This is a genomic window from Mycobacterium sp. SP-6446, assembly GCF_001954045.1.
GTDB lineage: Bacteria > Actinomycetota > Actinomycetes > Mycobacteriales > Mycobacteriaceae > Mycobacterium.
Genome location: NZ_MBEM01000124.1, coordinates 111,113 through 126,414, shown reverse-complemented (window position 1 = coordinate 126,414; position 15,302 = coordinate 111,113). Strand labels below are relative to the sequence as shown.

14 protein-coding genes are annotated in these 15,302 nt (G+C 68.1%); 6 read left to right on the top strand and 8 right to left on the bottom strand.

The window, feature by feature from the left end:
• Positions 1–60: 60 nt before the first annotated feature.
• Genes A5736_RS10880 through A5736_RS10855 form a run of 6 tightly spaced genes read right to left on the bottom strand, consistent with a single transcriptional unit; the run spans position 61 to position 8,439 of the window.
• A complete protein-coding gene (locus tag A5736_RS10880) occupies positions 61–831 on the bottom strand; it encodes an enoyl-CoA hydratase family protein (protein ID WP_076246133.1) in 771 nt (256 codons plus the stop codon).
• Complete coding sequence (locus A5736_RS10875; RefSeq protein WP_076246132.1) at positions 831–1,997, bottom strand: acyl-CoA dehydrogenase family protein; 1,167 nt, start codon at positions 1,995–1,997, stop codon at positions 831–833. The genes A5736_RS10880 and A5736_RS10875 overlap by 1 nt, the downstream gene beginning before the upstream one ends.
• On the bottom strand, positions 1,994–3,979 hold the full coding sequence (locus tag A5736_RS10870) for a biotin carboxylase N-terminal domain-containing protein (protein ID WP_076246130.1): 1,986 nt from the start codon (positions 3,977–3,979) through the stop codon (positions 1,994–1,996). Before A5736_RS10870 ends, A5736_RS10875 begins: the two co-directional genes overlap by 4 nt.
• 5 nt (positions 3,980–3,984) lie before the next feature.
• The gene (locus A5736_RS10865; protein WP_076246129.1) at positions 3,985–5,580 is read right to left on the bottom strand and encodes an acyl-CoA carboxylase subunit beta; all 1,596 of its coding nucleotides are present in this window, start codon (positions 5,578–5,580) and stop codon (positions 3,985–3,987) included.
• Positions 5,577–6,725 carry an acyl-CoA dehydrogenase family protein gene (locus A5736_RS10860; RefSeq protein ID WP_076128845.1) on the bottom strand — a complete coding sequence of 383 codons (1,149 nt, stop codon included), beginning with the start codon at positions 6,723–6,725 and terminating at the stop codon, positions 5,577–5,579. Before A5736_RS10860 ends, A5736_RS10865 begins: the two co-directional genes overlap by 4 nt.
• A gap of 10 nt (positions 6,726–6,735) precedes the next feature.
• Positions 6,736–8,439: an acyclic terpene utilization AtuA family protein gene (locus tag A5736_RS10855; RefSeq protein ID WP_076246151.1), complete on the bottom strand. Its 1,704-nt coding sequence runs from the start codon at positions 8,437–8,439 to the stop codon at positions 6,736–6,738.
• Positions 8,440–8,666: 227 nt separating this feature from the next.
• Between A5736_RS10855 and rpmF the strand changes: the two genes are divergently transcribed.
• From rpmF to A5736_RS10825, 6 genes are all read left to right on the top strand, one after another.
• The gene (gene rpmF / locus A5736_RS10850; protein ID WP_076057591.1) at positions 8,667–8,840 is read left to right on the top strand and encodes a 50S ribosomal protein L32; all 174 of its coding nucleotides are present in this window, start codon (positions 8,667–8,669) and stop codon (positions 8,838–8,840) included.
• Positions 8,841–9,079: 239 nt separating this feature from the next.
• On the top strand, positions 9,080–9,763 hold the full coding sequence (gene mprA / locus A5736_RS10845; RefSeq protein ID WP_076128871.1) for a two-component system response regulator MprA: 684 nt from the start codon (positions 9,080–9,082) through the stop codon (positions 9,761–9,763).
• Positions 9,763–11,298: a HAMP domain-containing sensor histidine kinase gene (locus tag A5736_RS10840; RefSeq protein WP_076246127.1), complete on the top strand. Its 1,536-nt coding sequence runs from the start codon at positions 9,763–9,765 to the stop codon at positions 11,296–11,298. Before mprA ends, A5736_RS10840 begins: the two co-directional genes overlap by 1 nt.
• A 73-nt stretch (positions 11,299–11,371) precedes the next feature.
• A complete protein-coding gene (locus A5736_RS10835) occupies positions 11,372–12,850 on the top strand; it encodes a S1C family serine protease (protein WP_076246125.1) in 1,479 nt (492 codons plus the stop codon).
• Positions 12,850–13,395 carry a molybdenum cofactor biosynthesis protein B gene (locus A5736_RS10830; RefSeq protein ID WP_076128839.1) on the top strand — a complete coding sequence of 182 codons (546 nt, stop codon included), beginning with the start codon at positions 12,850–12,852 and terminating at the stop codon, positions 13,393–13,395. Before A5736_RS10835 ends, A5736_RS10830 begins: the two co-directional genes overlap by 1 nt.
• Positions 13,396–13,721: 326 nt before the next feature.
• The gene (locus tag A5736_RS10825) at positions 13,722–14,147 is read left to right on the top strand and encodes an MscL family protein (RefSeq protein ID WP_076246149.1); all 426 of its coding nucleotides are present in this window, start codon (positions 13,722–13,724) and stop codon (positions 14,145–14,147) included.
• 12 nt (positions 14,148–14,159) lie between these two features.
• On the opposite strand, the gene A5736_RS10820 is transcribed toward A5736_RS10825, so the two are convergent.
• Both A5736_RS10820 and A5736_RS10815 read right to left on the bottom strand, forming a co-directional pair.
• Positions 14,160–14,828, bottom strand: a complete 669-nt coding sequence (locus A5736_RS10820; RefSeq protein WP_076246124.1) for an SAF domain-containing protein — start codon at positions 14,826–14,828, stop codon at positions 14,160–14,162.
• Positions 14,829–14,893: 65 nt separating this feature from the next.
• Positions 14,894–15,241, bottom strand: coding sequence for an FmdB family zinc ribbon protein (locus A5736_RS10815; protein WP_076128835.1), 348 nt, complete (start codon positions 15,239–15,241; stop codon positions 14,894–14,896).
• Positions 15,242–15,302 lie beyond the last annotated feature (61 nt).

Here is a 15,302-nt window from a genome sequence, read left to right as displayed (position 1 = left end):
GCAATCTTCCGCCGCGGCCGCGCTCGATCGTCGGGCCGTTTTCGTCGCGACGGCGGGCCGTTAGACGTTTGCCCAACGAGGCGGACGTTTCTGCAGGAACGCGAGCATCCCTTCGCGGGCCTCGTCGGAGACGAACAGCCGCGCCGACTCCTCGCAGAGCCGCTCAGCGTCACGATCGAACCCTTCCAGCACGGCCGCGGTGGTCAACGCCTTCGACGCCGCAAGACCCTGTGGCGAACCGCGGGTCACGTCGGCGACCACCTTCGCTATCGCCGCGTCGACGTCGTCGGCCGCCATGGTGATCAACCCGATCCCCGCGGCCTCGCCGGCGTCGAACGTCTCGCCCGTCAGGTAGTAGCGGGAGGCGGCCCGAGACGACAGCTTCGGCAGCAGCGTCAGCGAGATGATCGCCGGCGCCACACCGATGCGTGCCTCGGTCAGCGCGAAGGTGCTGCGCGGACCCGCGACCGCGATGTCGCACGCACCGACGAGCCCGAACCCGCCGGCGCGGACGTGCCCGTTGATCGCGGCGATCACCGGCAGTGGCGACTCGACGATGGCGCGCAATAACGCGGTCAATTCCCGGGCCCGGGCCGCGGCCATGTCGAAGGGGTCGCCGCCGCCGGCTTCGCTCAGGTCGGCACCCGCGCAGAAGGTGCCGCCGGTGTGCCCAAGCACCACCGCCCGCACCGCCGGGTCCGCGGCGGCGTCGCGCAGCCCCTGATGCAGCTGGCTGACGAGCGTGGCCGACAACGCGTTTCGGTTGTGCGGTGAGTTCAGCGTCAGCCGGACGACGTGCCCGTCGACCGCATATTCGACGACGGCATCCATCAGTACGACCGAGGCAGGCCCAGCGATGTCTGCGCGACGAAGTTCAACACCATCTCGCGACTGATCGGGGCGATCCGGCCCAGCCGGGCGGACGTCAGCATCGCGGCGACTCCGTATTCCTGCGTCAGGCCGTTGCCGCCCATCGACTGCACCGCCTGGTCGACCGAGCGCGTGGCCGCCTCGGCCGCAGCGTATTTGGCCATATTGGCGGCTTCGGCCGCGCCCATGTCGTCGCCGCTGTCGTAGAGCGTCGCCGCCTTCTGCATCATCAGCTTGGCGAGCTGGACCTCAATGTGGCACTGCGCCAACGGATGTGACAGTCCCTGGTGCGCGCCGATCGGGGTGGACCAGACCTTACGCGTCTTGACGTAGTCGACGGCCTTCTCCAGCGCGAACCGCCCCATGCCCACCGAGCTGGCCGCACCCATGATCCGCTCGGGGTTCAGGCCCGCGAAAAGCTGTGCGATGGCGGCGTCCTCGGCCCCGACGAGCGCATCCGACGGCAGCCGGACGTCATCGAGGAAGACCTGGAACTGTCGTTCGGGGCTGATCAGCTCCATGTCGATGGGGGTATAGGTAAAGCCCGGAGCATCGGTGGGTACCACGAACAGCGCCGGCCGCAGCTTGCCCGTCTTGGCCTCCTCGGTGCGGGCCACCACCAGTACGGCCTGCGCTTGGTCGATGCCGGAGATGAAGACCTTCTGGCCCTTGAGAATCCAGTCGCTGCCGTCGCGACGGGCGGTGGTGATGATCTTGTGCGAGTTGGATCCGGCGTCCGGTTCGGTGATGGCGAAGGCCATCGTCAGCGAGCCGTCCGCGATGGCGGGAATCCAGCGCTTCTTCTGCTCCTCGGTACCGAACTTGCTGATGATCGTGCCGTTGATGGCCGGCGATACCACCATCAGCAGCAGTGCGCTGCCCGCGGCGGCCATCTCCTCCATCACCAGCGACAGCTCGTACATACCGGCGCCGCCACCGCCGTACTCCTCGGGCAGGTTCACCCCGAGAAAGCCGAGTTTGCCTGCCTCGGACCATAACTCGTCGGTGTGCTCGTGAGCGCGCGCCTTCTTCAGGTAGTACTCGGCGCCGTAGCCAGACGCGCACGCGGCCACAGACTTGCGCAGCGCCTGGCGCTCCTCGCTCTCGATGAAGCTGGTATCGGTCATTTCGGATCTCCTTCTTGGGACGGCGCCTCCACTCGCGCGAGGACTGCGCCGACTTCGACTTGCTGACCGGCTGTGACGTCGAGCTGGGTGAGCACGCCGTCGGTCGGTGCGGTGATGGTGTGCTCCATCTTCATCGCCTCCAGCCAGATCAGGGGCTGACCCGCGGTGACGGCCTCGCCGACCGCGGCACCGAGGCGGATGACGTTGCCGGGCATCGGGGCTACCAGGGATCCCTGCTCGACGGCCGAGCCGGGTTCGGGGAACCGTGGCAGCGCGATTAAGTGAACGGGCCCGCGCGCGGAATCGACGTGGATGTCGTGGCCGTAGCGCGCGACCGCGAAACTGCAGGCCACACCCGCGGCGTCGGACAGCACGACCTCATCTTGCGTCGCCGAGACCAACCCCACGGCCTCGTCTCCCGCGAGCACCAATCCGGTTCTGGTGAACCGGTATTCGACCCGGTGCTCGGTGTCGGCGTCGTCGCGGTAGCTCTTGACCTGGAAGCCGGAGGCCAGATTGCGCCAGCCGCCCGGGATCGACGGGAACACGTCGGCCGTCGCGCGATTGTGCGCGGCGTCGGCGAGCGCGGCGGCAATCGCGGACAACCGGACCGTCGCGTCGTCGGCCAGCGGGGCGGACAGCTCGGCCAGGCCGTGCGTGTCGAAAAACGCCGTGTCGGTGGCGCCGTCGAGAAAAGCCGGATGGCGAAGCACGTTCACCAGGAGCTCGCGATTGGTGCGCAGGCCGTGCAGGCGGGCGCGGGCCAGCGCATCGGCGAGCACCAACGCGGACTGACGTCGCGTCGGTGCGTACGAGATGACTTTGGCCAGCATCGGGTCGTAGTAGATCGACACCGTCGAGCCGGCGACGATGCCGGAGTCCAACCGGATCCCGGTTCGTCGTCCCAGCGAGCCGAACTCGGCTGCGACCGAGGGCACGTCGATCGTGTGCACCTCGCCGGCCTGCGGCTGCCAGCCGTGCGCCGGATCCTCGGCGTAGAGCCGGGCCTCGATCGAATACCCTTGGCCCCCTGGGGGTTCGGCATCGAGTCGACCGCCTTCGGCGACCCCGAGCTGCAGCTCGACCAGGTCCAGTCCGGTGGTCTCTTCGGTGACCGGGTGCTCGACCTGCAGCCGGGTGTTCATCTCCAGGAAGTAGAAGTCGCCTTCGTCGTCGGCGAGGAACTCCACCGTCCCGGCACCGGTGTAACCGATGGCGCCGGCTGCCAGCCGGGCCGCGTCGAACAGCTTGGCGCGCATGCCCGGCGTGCGCTCGACCAACGGCGACGGCGCCTCTTCGATGATCTTTTGGTGGCGACGCTGGATCGAGCACTCCCGTTCCCCGACGGCCCAGACGGTGCCGTGAGTGTCGGCGATGACCTGAACCTCGACGTGGTGTCCGGTGGGCAGGTAGCGCTCGCAGAAGACAGTGGGGTCGCCGAACGCGGATTGTGCTTCGCGCTGCGCCGCGGCGACTTCGCCTGGCAGCGCCGACAATTCGCGAACCACTCGCATGCCGCGGCCGCCGCCGCCCGCGGACGCCTTGACCAGCACCGGCAGCTGGTCCTCGGTGACGGTGTCGGGATCGAGTTCGTCGAGGACCGGGACACCGGCGGCGGCCATCAGCTTCTTGGCCTCGATCTTCGAGCCCATCGCGCGCACCGCGTCCACCGGCGGCCCGACCCAGGTCAGGCCGGCCTCTTGCACGGCGGCCGCGAATTCGGCGTTCTCGGAAAGGAATCCGTAGCCGGGGTGTACGGCGTCGGCTCCGGCGGCGCGGGCCGCGGCGATGATGGCGTCGGCGTTCAGGTAGTCATTGGTCTTGGGCAGCCGTACCCGCGCGTCGGCCTCGGCGACGTGCGGGGCAGTGTCGTCGGGTTCGGTGTAAACGGCGACGGTGCCCAGGCCGAGCCGCCGACAGGTGGCGAAGACCCGCCGGGCGATCTCGCCGCGGTTGGCAACCAGCACTCGAGTGATTCCCATGAGGCTCACATCCGGAAGACGCCGAAGTTCGACGTCCCTTTGATCGGGCCATTGGCGATGGCGGACAAACACATTCCCAGTACCGTGCGGGTGTCGCGCGGGTCGATGACGCCGTCGTCGTAGAGCATCCCGGACAGCACCAAGGGCAGTGACTCGGCCTCGATCTGCCCTTCGACCGCGGCGCGCATCGCGGCGTCGGCTTCCTCGTCGACCTGATCCCCGCGGGCCTGGGCGGCCGCGCGCGCCACGATCGACAGCACGCCGGAGAGCTGGGCGCCGCCCATCACCGCGGCCTTGGCGCTGGGCCAGGCGAAGAGGAAGCGGGGATCGTAGGCCCGCCCGCACATGCCGTAGTGCCCGGCGCCGTAGGACGCGCCGATCAGCAACGAGATGTGCGGGACGGTCGAATTGGAGACGGCGTTGATCATCATCGAGCCGTGTTTGATCATGCCGCCTTCTTCGTAGTCCTTGCCCACCATGTAGCCGGTGGTGTTGTGCAGGAACAACAATGGCGTGTCCGAGCGGTTGGCGAGCTGGATGAACTGGGTGGCCTTCTGCGACTCCTCGCTGAACAGGATGCCGCGCGCGTTGGCCAGGATGCCCAGCGGGTAGCCGTGCAGCCGCGCCCAGCCGGTCACCAGCGAGGACCCGTACAACGGTTTGAACTCGTCGAATTCGGAGCCGTCGACGATGCGGGCGATCACCTCGCGTGGGTCGAACGGGATGCGCAGATCCGGCGGCATGATGCCGATCAGCTCCTCGGCGTCGAACAGCGGCTCGGTCACGGGCCCGGGCGCCGGGCCCTGTTTGACCCAGTTGAGCCGGGCGACGATGCGCCGCCCGATCCGCAGCGCGTCCAGCTCGTCGACGGCGAAGTAGTCGGCCAAACCCGATGTGCGGGCATGCATTTCGGCGCCGCCCAGCGACTCGTCGTCGGATTCCTCGCCGGTGGCCATCTTGACCAGCGGCGGGCCGGCGAGGAAGACCTTCGAGCGTTCCTTGATCATGACCACGTGGTCGGACATGCCGGGGACGTAGGCGCCGCCCGCGGTGGAGTTGCCGAACACCAGCGCGATGGTGGGGATCCCGGCCGCCGAGAGCCGGGTGAGATCCCGGAACATCCGCCCGCCGGGGATGAAGATTTCCTTCTGCGTCGGCAGATCCGCACCGCCGGATTCGACGAGCGAGACGACGGGAAGCCGGTTCTCGAAGGCGATTTGGTTGGCCCGCAGTATCTTCTTGAGCGTCCACGGATTGCTGGTGCCGCCTTTGACCGTGGGGTCGTTGGCGACGATCATGCATTCCACGCCGGACACCGCGCCGATGCCGGTGACCGTGCTGGCGCCGATCTGAAAGGCACTGCCGTAGGCGGCCAGTGGACTAAGTTCCAGGAACGGGGAGTCCGGGTCGACGAGCAGCTCGATGCGTTCCCGGGCGGTCAGCTTGCCGCGGGCGTGATGACGCTCGACATACTTGGGGCCGCCGCCCCCAAGCGCTTTGGCGAGCTCGGCCTCGATCTCGGTCAGCTTCGCGTTCGCGGCCGACGCCGCCTCGGCATAAGTGTCGGCCTTCGGGTCGAGGGTGGACTTCAATACCGTCATGATTGGAATCCCAGGGTCTTGGCGGCCAATGCGGTGAGGATTTCGGTGGTTCCGCCGCCGATGCCCAGGATCCTCATGTCCCGGTACTGGCGTTCGACTTCGGATTCCGCCATGTAGCCCATGCCGCCGAACAGCTGAACGGCTTGGTTGGCAACCCATTCCCCGGCCTCGACGGCGGTGTTCTTGGCGAAGCACACGGAAGCGATCAGGTTGGTCTCGCCGGCCAATTGGCGCTCCACCACATGGCGTGAGTAGACCCGGGCGACGTCGATGCGCCGGGCCATCTCGGCCAGCGTGTTCTGCACCGACTGGCGCGATATCAGCGGGCGGCCGAACGTCTCCCGGTCGCGGCACCACTGCACGGTCAGGTCCAGACACCGCTGCGCGCTCGAATACGCCTGCGCGGCAAGGCCGATCCGCTCGGCGACGAAGGCCTGCGCGATCTGTGCGAATCCGCTGTGTTCGGCGCCGACGAGGTTGGCCCGGGGCACTCGCACGTCCGTGTAGGACAGCTCGGCGGTGTCGGAGGACCGCCAGCCCATCTTGTCCAGCTTGCGGGTCACCTCGAAACCGGGCGTGCCCTTCTCGACCAGGAGCAGGGAAACCCCGGCCGCGCCGGGTCCGCCGGTGCGCACCGCGGTGACGACGTAGTCGGCGCGCACCCCGGAGGTGATGTAGGTTTTCGCCCCGTTGACCACGTAGTGGTCGCCGTCCAACGCCGCGCTGGTGCGCAGGTGCCCCACGTCCGAGCCGCCGCCGGGCTCGGTGATGGCCAGCGATCCGATCTTCTCGCCGGCCAGCGTCGGCCGGACAAACTCATCGATCAGCCGCTCGTCGCCGGAGGCGATCATGTGCGGCACCGCGATTCCACACGTGAACAGCGACGCGTAGACGCCGCCGGGCGTGCCGGCCTGATGCATCTCTTCGCAGATGACCACCGCGTCGGCGCCGTCCCCGCCACCGCCCCCGACCGCCTCGGGAAAGCCGGCGCCGAGCAGCCCGGCCGCTCCGGCGCGACGGTGCAGCTCGCGCGGCAGGTCGCCGGTGCGCTCCCACTCGTCGACGTTGGGCAGGATCTCGCGTTCTGCGAAGGAGCGCACCGTCTTTCGCAGCTGTTCGCGCTCCGGCGTGGTCCAGATATTCACAGCAGCCCTTTCACAACAACACTGTCGGGATGTCGACGTAGCGGCTGCGCAGCCATTCGCCCAGTCCTTTTGCCTGAGGATCGAAGCGCGCTTGATAGGCGACTCCCTGACCCAGGATGCCCTCGACGACGAAGTTGACCGCGCGCAGGTTGGGCAGCACATGGCGGGTGACGTCGAAGTCGGCGGCCTCGGGCAGCAGGTCCTTGAACAGTTCGACGGTCAGCGTGTTGGCCAGCCAGCGCCACTGTTCGTCGGTGCGCACCCAGACGCCGACGTTCGCCGAGCCGCCCTTGTCGCCGCTGCGTGCACCGGCGATCCGGCCCAGCGGCAGCCGCCGCGTCGGGCCGGTCGGCAGCGGGTCCGGTAGCGGCGGGGGACCGGCGGATGCCAGCTCCAAAGTCTCAGTGGCGCAGGCGATGTCGGTGCGACTGCCGTCGGCGTGCACCGCGACGTGCGACACCTGGGTGGCGTCGACATAGCCGGGTGTGAAGACGCCGTAGACCTGGCCGTCGCCCGGCGGGGCGGTCACGGTGAATCCGGGATAGCTGGCGAGCGCTAATTCCACTGCGGCCGAGGAGAACTGGCGTCCGACGTTGGCGGGATCGGGATCCCGGACGACGCAGCGCAGCAACGCGCTGGCGGCTTCCTCGGTGTCGGCGTCGGCGTGGTCGGTGCGGGCCAGGGTCCATTCCAGTTCGGCGGGTTTGACGGTGAGCGCGGCCTCGAGCTGGCGGCGTACCAAGTCGGCCTTGGCCTCGATGTCCAGGCCGGTCAGCACGAACGTCATGGTGTTGCGGAACCCGCCGATGCTGTTCAGCGACACCTTCAGTGTGGGTGGCGGTGGCTCGCCGAGCACGCCGCTGATGCGCACCCGGTCGGGACCGTCGGCGGATAATTCGATGCTGTCCATGCGGGCCGTGACGTCGGGGTTGGCGTAGCGGGCGCCGGTGATCTCGTAGAGCAGCTGGGCGGTGACGGTGTCGACGCTCACCAGGCCGCCGGTCCCGGGGTGTTTGGTGATCACCGACGACCCGTCCGCATTGACCTCGGCAAGGGGGAAGCCGGCATAGGTGAGGTCGGGCACTTCGGTGAAGAACGCGTAGTTGCCGCCGGTGGCCTGGATGCCGCATTCGATGACGTGGCCGGCCACCACGGCGCCGGCGAGTTCGTTGTAGTCGGTGCGGCCCCAGCCGAAATGCGCGGCGGCGGCCCCGACGATCACCGAGGCGTCGGTGACGCGCCCGGTCACCACGACGTCGGCTCCGTGGTCGAGGCAGTCGGCGATGCCCCACGCGCCCAGGTAGGCGTTCGCGGTCAGCGGTGCGCCCAGCCCCAGCTCGGCCGCGCGCGGCTGCAGGTCGTCGCCCTCGACGTGGGCGACCCGGGCCGCGATGCCGAGGCGCTCGGCCAGCGCGCGGACCGCGTCGGCGAGCCCGGCGGGGTTGAGTCCGCCGGCGTTGGCGACGATGCGCACCCCGCGGTCGCACGCCTCGCCGAGGCAGTCCTCGAGTTGGGTCAGGAAGGTCTTCGCATAGCCGCGTTCGGGGTGTTTCATCCGGTCGCGGCCCAGGATGAGCATGGTGAGCTCGGCCAAGTAGTCGCCGGTCAGGTAGTCGACGTCTCCGCCGGTGAGCATTTCGCGCATCGCCGAAAGCCGGTCGCCGTAGAAGCCCGAGCAGTTCGCGATCCGGACGGGGCCGGCGCGAGAGACCATGCACACACTCCCTTCGATGGGATCGAGCCAACCAACCGGTAGGTCAGCATAGCCGGACGCCGACAGCAGCGTGAATACCAGCATGCTCCGGCCGCCTCGGCTCCCGAAAGACAGGAAGCTCCGGCGGCCGCCGTTTTGGCGCCCAGCAGGCCAGCGACTATTCTGATGGGCAATCGTCGCCATTCGGCCGACCGACCCGAACCCCGATCAAGGAGTAAGGCCCGACCATGGCCACACCCAAGCGCAGGATGTCGCGCGCGAACACCCGAAGCCGCCGCGCCCAGTGGAAGGCCACCAAGACCGAGCTCGTGAGCGTGACGGTGGCAGGTCAGCAGCACAAATTGCCCCGTCGGCTGCTCAAGGCGGCCCGGCTCGGTCTGATCGACCTCGACCGCCGCTAGGGGTTTTCGCGACCGCCAATGTCGCGCCGTCACAGCTGCCACATGCGTATCTGGCCCGGCAGCCACACGATTCGCCCGCCTCACAGCGACAATTCCTGCGTCTAGCGCAGTTGTCGCGCTGAGGCGGGCAAAAGGGCATCCCCTCCCGGGCAGATGCCGGTGTGACCTCTGTGACGAGATCGGGCTAAACCGGCGCGCCTCTCAGCCCGCTCTCAGACGCTAGGACGAAACTAGTGGCCGTGCGGATTCTTGTCGTCGACGACGATCGCGCGGTGCGCGAGTCGCTGCGCAGGTCGCTTTCGTTCAATGGATACTCGGTCGAGTTGGCCCATGACGGGGTCGAGGCCCTGCACATGATTGCCAGTGACCGGCCCGACGCGCTCGTCCTGGATGTGATGATGCCGCGGCTGGACGGTCTCGAGGTCTGCCGTCAACTGCGCAGCACGGGCGACGACCTGCCGATCCTGGTGCTCACTGCGCGCGATTCGATCTCCGAGCGGGTGGCCGGCCTGGATGCCGGCGCCGACGACTATCTGCCCAAGCCGTTCGCCCTCGAAGAACTGTTGGCGCGCATGCGGGCGCTGCTGCGCCGCACCAAGCCCGACGACGCCGAGTCGGTCGCGATGACGTTCTCCGATCTGACGCTGGACCCGGTGACTCGCGAGGTCACCCGCGGACAACGCCGAATCAGCCTGACCCGCACCGAATTCGCCTTGCTGGAAATGCTGATCGCCAATCCACGCAGGGTGCTCACCCGCAGCCGCATCCTCGAGGAGGTGTGGGGGTTCGACTTCCCCACCTCGGGCAATGCGCTGGAGGTCTACGTGGGTTATCTGCGCCGCAAAACCGAAGCCGATGGCGAGCCGCGTCTGATCCACACGGTGCGCGGGGTTGGCTACGTCCTGCGGGAGACGCCGCCCTGATGGTCCGGTTCCACCACCGCCGGCGCGCACCGCTGCGAGCGACCAGCTCGTTGTCCTTGCGTTGGCGGGTGATGCTGCTGGCGATGGCGATGGTGGCGATGGTCGTCGTGCTGATGGCATGCGCTGTCTACGCGGTGATCTCGGCGGCGCTCTACAGCGATATCGACAACCAGTTGGAAAGCCGCGCGCAGCTGCTGATCACCAGCGGATCGCTGGCCGCCGACCCCGGCAAGGCCATCGAGGGCACCGCCTATTCCGATGTCAACGCGATGCTGGTGAACCCGGGCCACTCGATCTACACCGCCAACCAGCCCGGCCAGACGCTGCCGGTCGGCGCGGCCGAGAAGGCCGTGATCCGCGGTGATTTGTTCATGTCGCGGCGCACCGCCTCCGACCAACGGATCCTGGCCATCCACCTGCCCAACGGCAGTTCGCTGCTGATCTCCAAGAGCCTCAAGCCGACCGAAGCGGTGATGACCAAACTGCGGTGGGTGCTGCTGATCGTCGGGGGGATCGGTGTCGCGGTGGCCGCGGTGGCGGGGGGAATGGTCACCCGCGCCGGTCTGCGTCCGGTGGCCCGGCTGACCGAGGCGGCCGAACGCGTGGCCCGCACCGACGACCTCCGTCCCATCCCGGTGTTCGGCAGCGACGAATTGGCAAGGCTCACTGAGGCATTCAACTTGATGCTGCGGGCGTTGGCGGAGTCGCGGGAGAACCAGGCGCGGCTGGTCACCGACGCCGGCCACGAATTGCGCACCCCGCTGACCTCGCTGCGTACCAACGTCGAGCTGCTGATGGCCTCGATGGAGCCGGGGGCGCCGCGGCTGCCGGAGCAGGAGATGGTCGACCTGCGGGCCGACGTGCTCGCGCAGATCGAGGAATTGTCCACGCTGGTGGGCGATTTGGTGGACCTAACCCGGGACGACGCCGGCCAGGTGGTGCACGAGACCGTCGACATGTCCGAGGTCATCGATCGCAGCCTTGAGCGAGTCAGGCGGCGGCGCAACGACATTCACTTCGACGTCGACGTGATCGGCTGGCAGGTCTACGGCGACGCCGCCGGGTTGTCGCGGGCGGCGTTGAACCTCATGGACAACGCGGCGAAGTGGAGCCCGCCCGGCGGTCGTGTCGGTGTCACGATGCGCCAACTCGACCCCTCGCACGCCGAGCTGGTGGTCTCCGACCGTGGGCCGGGCATCCCGCCGCACGAGCGTCGCTTGGTGTTCGAGCGCTTCTACCGGTCGACGACGGCGCGGGCGATGCCCGGTTCGGGATTGGGGCTGGCGATCGTCAAGAAGGTGGTCCTCAACCACGGTGGGTTGCTGCGTATCGAAGACACGGTTTCGGGAGGACAGCCGCCGGGAACATCGATTTACGTGCTGCTCCCTGGCCGGCCGATGCCGGTTTCGACGGAACCCCCGCCCGCTTCCGATGCCACGACCGACTCCGCCGTGACGGTGCCTGGCAACGGCGCGAACTCTCGGGGTTCGGCGAACGTTATCTCAGTGGACTCTCAGTCGGCGCAGGCAAGGTAGTTGCAGTTACTGTTGGAAATCGAGCCAAGTCGAGCCGACATACGCCCAATTAGAGGAAGAGCGACTTAGCGACATGACGAATGACCCGAGGTATTCGCCACCGCCGCAGCAGCCGGGATACCGCGCGCCTAATCAGCCTGTGCCCCCCGCTTATGCCCAGGGGCAGCAGCCGCCGTACAACCAGCAGTTGGATTGGCGGTATCAGCCGTCGCAGCCCTCGCAGCCGACGCAGACCACGCAGTTCCGTCAGCCCTACGAGCCGTTCGGCGGCACCGGGCCGGGCCCCATACCCGGCGGCACCGGGCCGGGCCGGATACCCGGGGGGACGGGTGGGGGCCCGATTCCCGGGGGGACCGGTACCGGCCCGATCGGGATGCTGCCCCCGATGCCGCCCCCACCCCAAAAGCGTTCGCGCGCGGGCCTATTGACGGTCGGGGCGGTCGCGATCGCGGTGGTGTCGGCCGGCATCGGCGGTGCCGCCGCCACGGTCGTCGAGCTGGGCACGCACTCCGCGAGCGGCGGCGGCACCGGACTGATCCCGGGGGCCGCGCCCAGCATCCCGGCCGCGAACATGCCGCCCGGCAGCGTCGAACAGGTCGCCGCCAAGGTGGTGCCCAGCGTCGTCATGTTGGAGACGGACATGGGCCGCGCCTCCGAAGAGGGCTCCGGCATCGTCCTGTCGGCGGATGGGTTGATCCTGACGAACAACCACGTCGTCGCCGCCGCGGCCAAGCCGCCGAACGGCCCGAACGCCCCGGGCGGGCCGGGCGGACCCGCCGGTGGTCCGCCGCCCAAGACGACGGTGACCTTCTCCGACGGCCGCACCGCGCCGTTCACGGTGCTCGGCGCCGATCCCACCAGCGACATCGCGGTGATCCGGGTGCAGGGCACGTCGGGGCTCACGCCGATTTCGATGGGCTCCTCATCGGATCTGCGGGTGGGCCAGCCGGTGGTGGCGATCGGGTCACCGCTGGGCCTATCGGGCACGGTGACCACCGGAATCATCAGCGCGATGAACCGACCGGTATCCACGACCGGCGAGTCGGGCAACCAGAACACGGTGCTGGACGCGATTCAGACCGACGCCGCGATCAACCCGGGTAACTCCGGCGGCGCGTTGGTCAACATGCAGGGTCAGCTGGTCGGCGTTAACTCGGCGATCGCCACCCTGGGCGCCGATTCTCCCGACGCCCAGAGCGGATCGATCGGCCTGGGCTTCGCGATTCCGGTCGACCAGGCCAAGCGCATCGCCGACGAGTTGATCAGCACCGGCAAGGCCACCCATGCCTCGCTCGGTGTCCAGGTGACCAGTGACAAGGCCACCCCGGGCGCCAAGGTCGTCGACGTCGTGCAGGGCGGCGCCGCCGCGACCGCCGGAGTGCCCAAGGGCGTGACCGTGACCAAGGTCGACGACCGCCCGATCAACAATGCCGACGCGTTGGTCGCCGCCGTGCGGTCCAAGGCGCCGGGCGACAAAGTGTCGCTGACCTTCCAGGATCCCGGCGGTGGCAGCCGCACCGTGCCGGTCACGCTTGGCAAGGCGGATCAGTGATGAGAGTCGATGAACCGCTGTCGGAGCTCGGATATACGGTGTCACCCATGGAAACGGGTGCGGAGTTGGTAGTCGGCCGGGCTCTTGTCGTGGTGGTCGACGATCGCACCGCCCACGGGGACGAGGATCACAGTGGGCCGCTGGTCACCGAGCTGCTGACCGAGGCGGGATTCGTCGTCGACGGTGTTGTGGCGGTCGCGGCCGACGAGGTCGAGATCCGCAACGCGCTGAACACGGCGGTGATCGGCGGGGTGGACCTGGTGGTTTCGGTCGGCGGCACGGGTGTCACGCCGCGCGACGTCGCGCCGGAGGCCACCCGCGACATCCTGGACCGCGAGATCCTGGGCATCGCCGAGGCCATCCGCGCCTCGGGGCTCGCCGCGGGAATCATCGACGCCGGGTTGTCACGCGGGCTCGCCGGCGTGTCCGGAAGCACGCTGGTGGTCAATCTCGCCGGCTCCCGTTACGCGGTGCGCGACGGGATGGCGACGCTGAATCCGCTTGCCGCGCAGATCATCGGGCAGCTGTCGAGCCTGGAGATCTAACCGGTTGTCTCGAGGTTCCGCTGCGAGCAGACCCTCCGGTCACGACCGGCAGGAGGAGGGCTCGGTCTTCGGCGCCGAATCGGCTCAGAGGTCAACGGACGAGCCCGACTCGGATATCGACGAGCACGAGCAGTGGTTGCGCGAGAACGTGCCCCCACACCACGGTTGAGAACATTCGACCGAGGTTTTACGTTTGCCGGCGTCACGGCGCGGTCAACCTTTGATGACCAATCGTCCGGGAAATGTGTGATCGCGCACAAATGAACGTACCGTCTTCTCGGGCGGCGTCATGTTGCCTCGCAACGGGCAGTACGGGAGGTGTGCACGTGTTCAAGGGGTTCAAGAGTTTCGTGATGCGCGGTGACGTGATCACCGTGGCCATCGGTCTGGTTGTGGCCCTGGCCTTCTCGAACCTGGTCAAGGCCTTCACCGACAGCGTGATCAATCCGCTGGTCGCGGCGGTGCAGCCAGGTACCAAGTTCGGATTGGGTTGGCAGCTCGGCGAGGAAGGCAACAAGGCGACCTTCCTCGACATCGGATCGTTCATCTCGGCGATCATCTACTTCATCGTCTTCATGACGGCCGTCTACTTCATGATCGTCGTGCCCTACAGGCACATCCAGGCCCGCCGTGGGGTCACCGTGTTCGGGGAGGAACCCTCGACCAAGGCATGCCAGGAGTGCATGTCCGACATCCCCGAGGCCGCGCACAAGTGCAAGTACTGTGCCAGCCCCCAGGACTCAGCCGCCTGATCTCGACACCGCTCAGTGCAGGGTGAGGGTTACCGCTTGACCCAGCGCCGAGCCTGCCACCGTGTTCGCTACGCGAGCCGGCAACGCAACCAACACGACGCGGTCGCTGTCCGCAGCCTGGACCTTCTGCTTCGCAGAAACGAGCACGACCACGGCGTCGGTTGCTACCACTTTGGTGACTGCCGGAGTCCCCGCCGGTGTGTCGGTGGCCGGGGCGGTCAGCACGTCGACGACGTCGCCGACCCGCAGCAGGTCGATCAGGGCGCTGTCGGCCAGGTGCAGCGGCACGATGCGGGCGCCGGGACCGGCCGTCGATTCGGCTAGCCGGCTGCCCAGCACCCGAACGTCAGTGAGTACCTCGCCCCGCCGCGTCGGACTGGCCAGCATGGCGCCGACCACGGCGGCGAGGTTTGCTTGAGATCCGTCGGGAACCGTTGCGGCCAAACGTTTTTCGATCCGGAGGTCATCGGGGGTCAACGCTGCGCCGGGCGTGAGGTCCCGGGAGGCCACGACGACGTCGACGCGGTCACCGTCAGGATTCGAACGCAGCGCCGCGCCGCCGGCCAGCACCACGAGTCCGCCCGCGGCGACGCGGCGCGCGAGCACCGTCCGCGTCCAGTCCGGTCGCAACGACGCCGACAACCGGTGCCATAGCGTCGGATTCAGTGATGAGTGGCCCACGCGGCAACGCTAGGCGCAGCGCCGCGCGGACGATGGCGTCGGCGAAACCCGGCTGTGGATAACCGTTAGGTCGAGGCGGCCGCGGTGGACGGCGTGGAGCTCGTGCTGGACTTCTCGCTCGAGCCGTTCTTCTCGCTCGACGCCGAACTCGACCCGTTCTTGTCGCCCGAGGCCGTACTCGACCCGGAGTCGCTGGTGGACGAGCCATTGGTCGACGTCTTCGCCTTCTGGCCGGCCTCACGGCTGTCGGTGCGATAGAAGCCGCTGCCCTTGAACACGATGCCGACGGAGTTGAACAGCTTGCGCAGCCGTCCGGAGCACTTCTCGCATGTCGTCAGCGCGTCGTCGGTGAAGGCCTGCACGATGTCGAAGCGGTTGCCGCACTCGGTGCATTCATAGCTGTAGGTCGGCACTTGTAACCTCCGTGAATGTAAGCCTGGTTAGCACTCTACATGCTCAAGTGCTAGAACCACC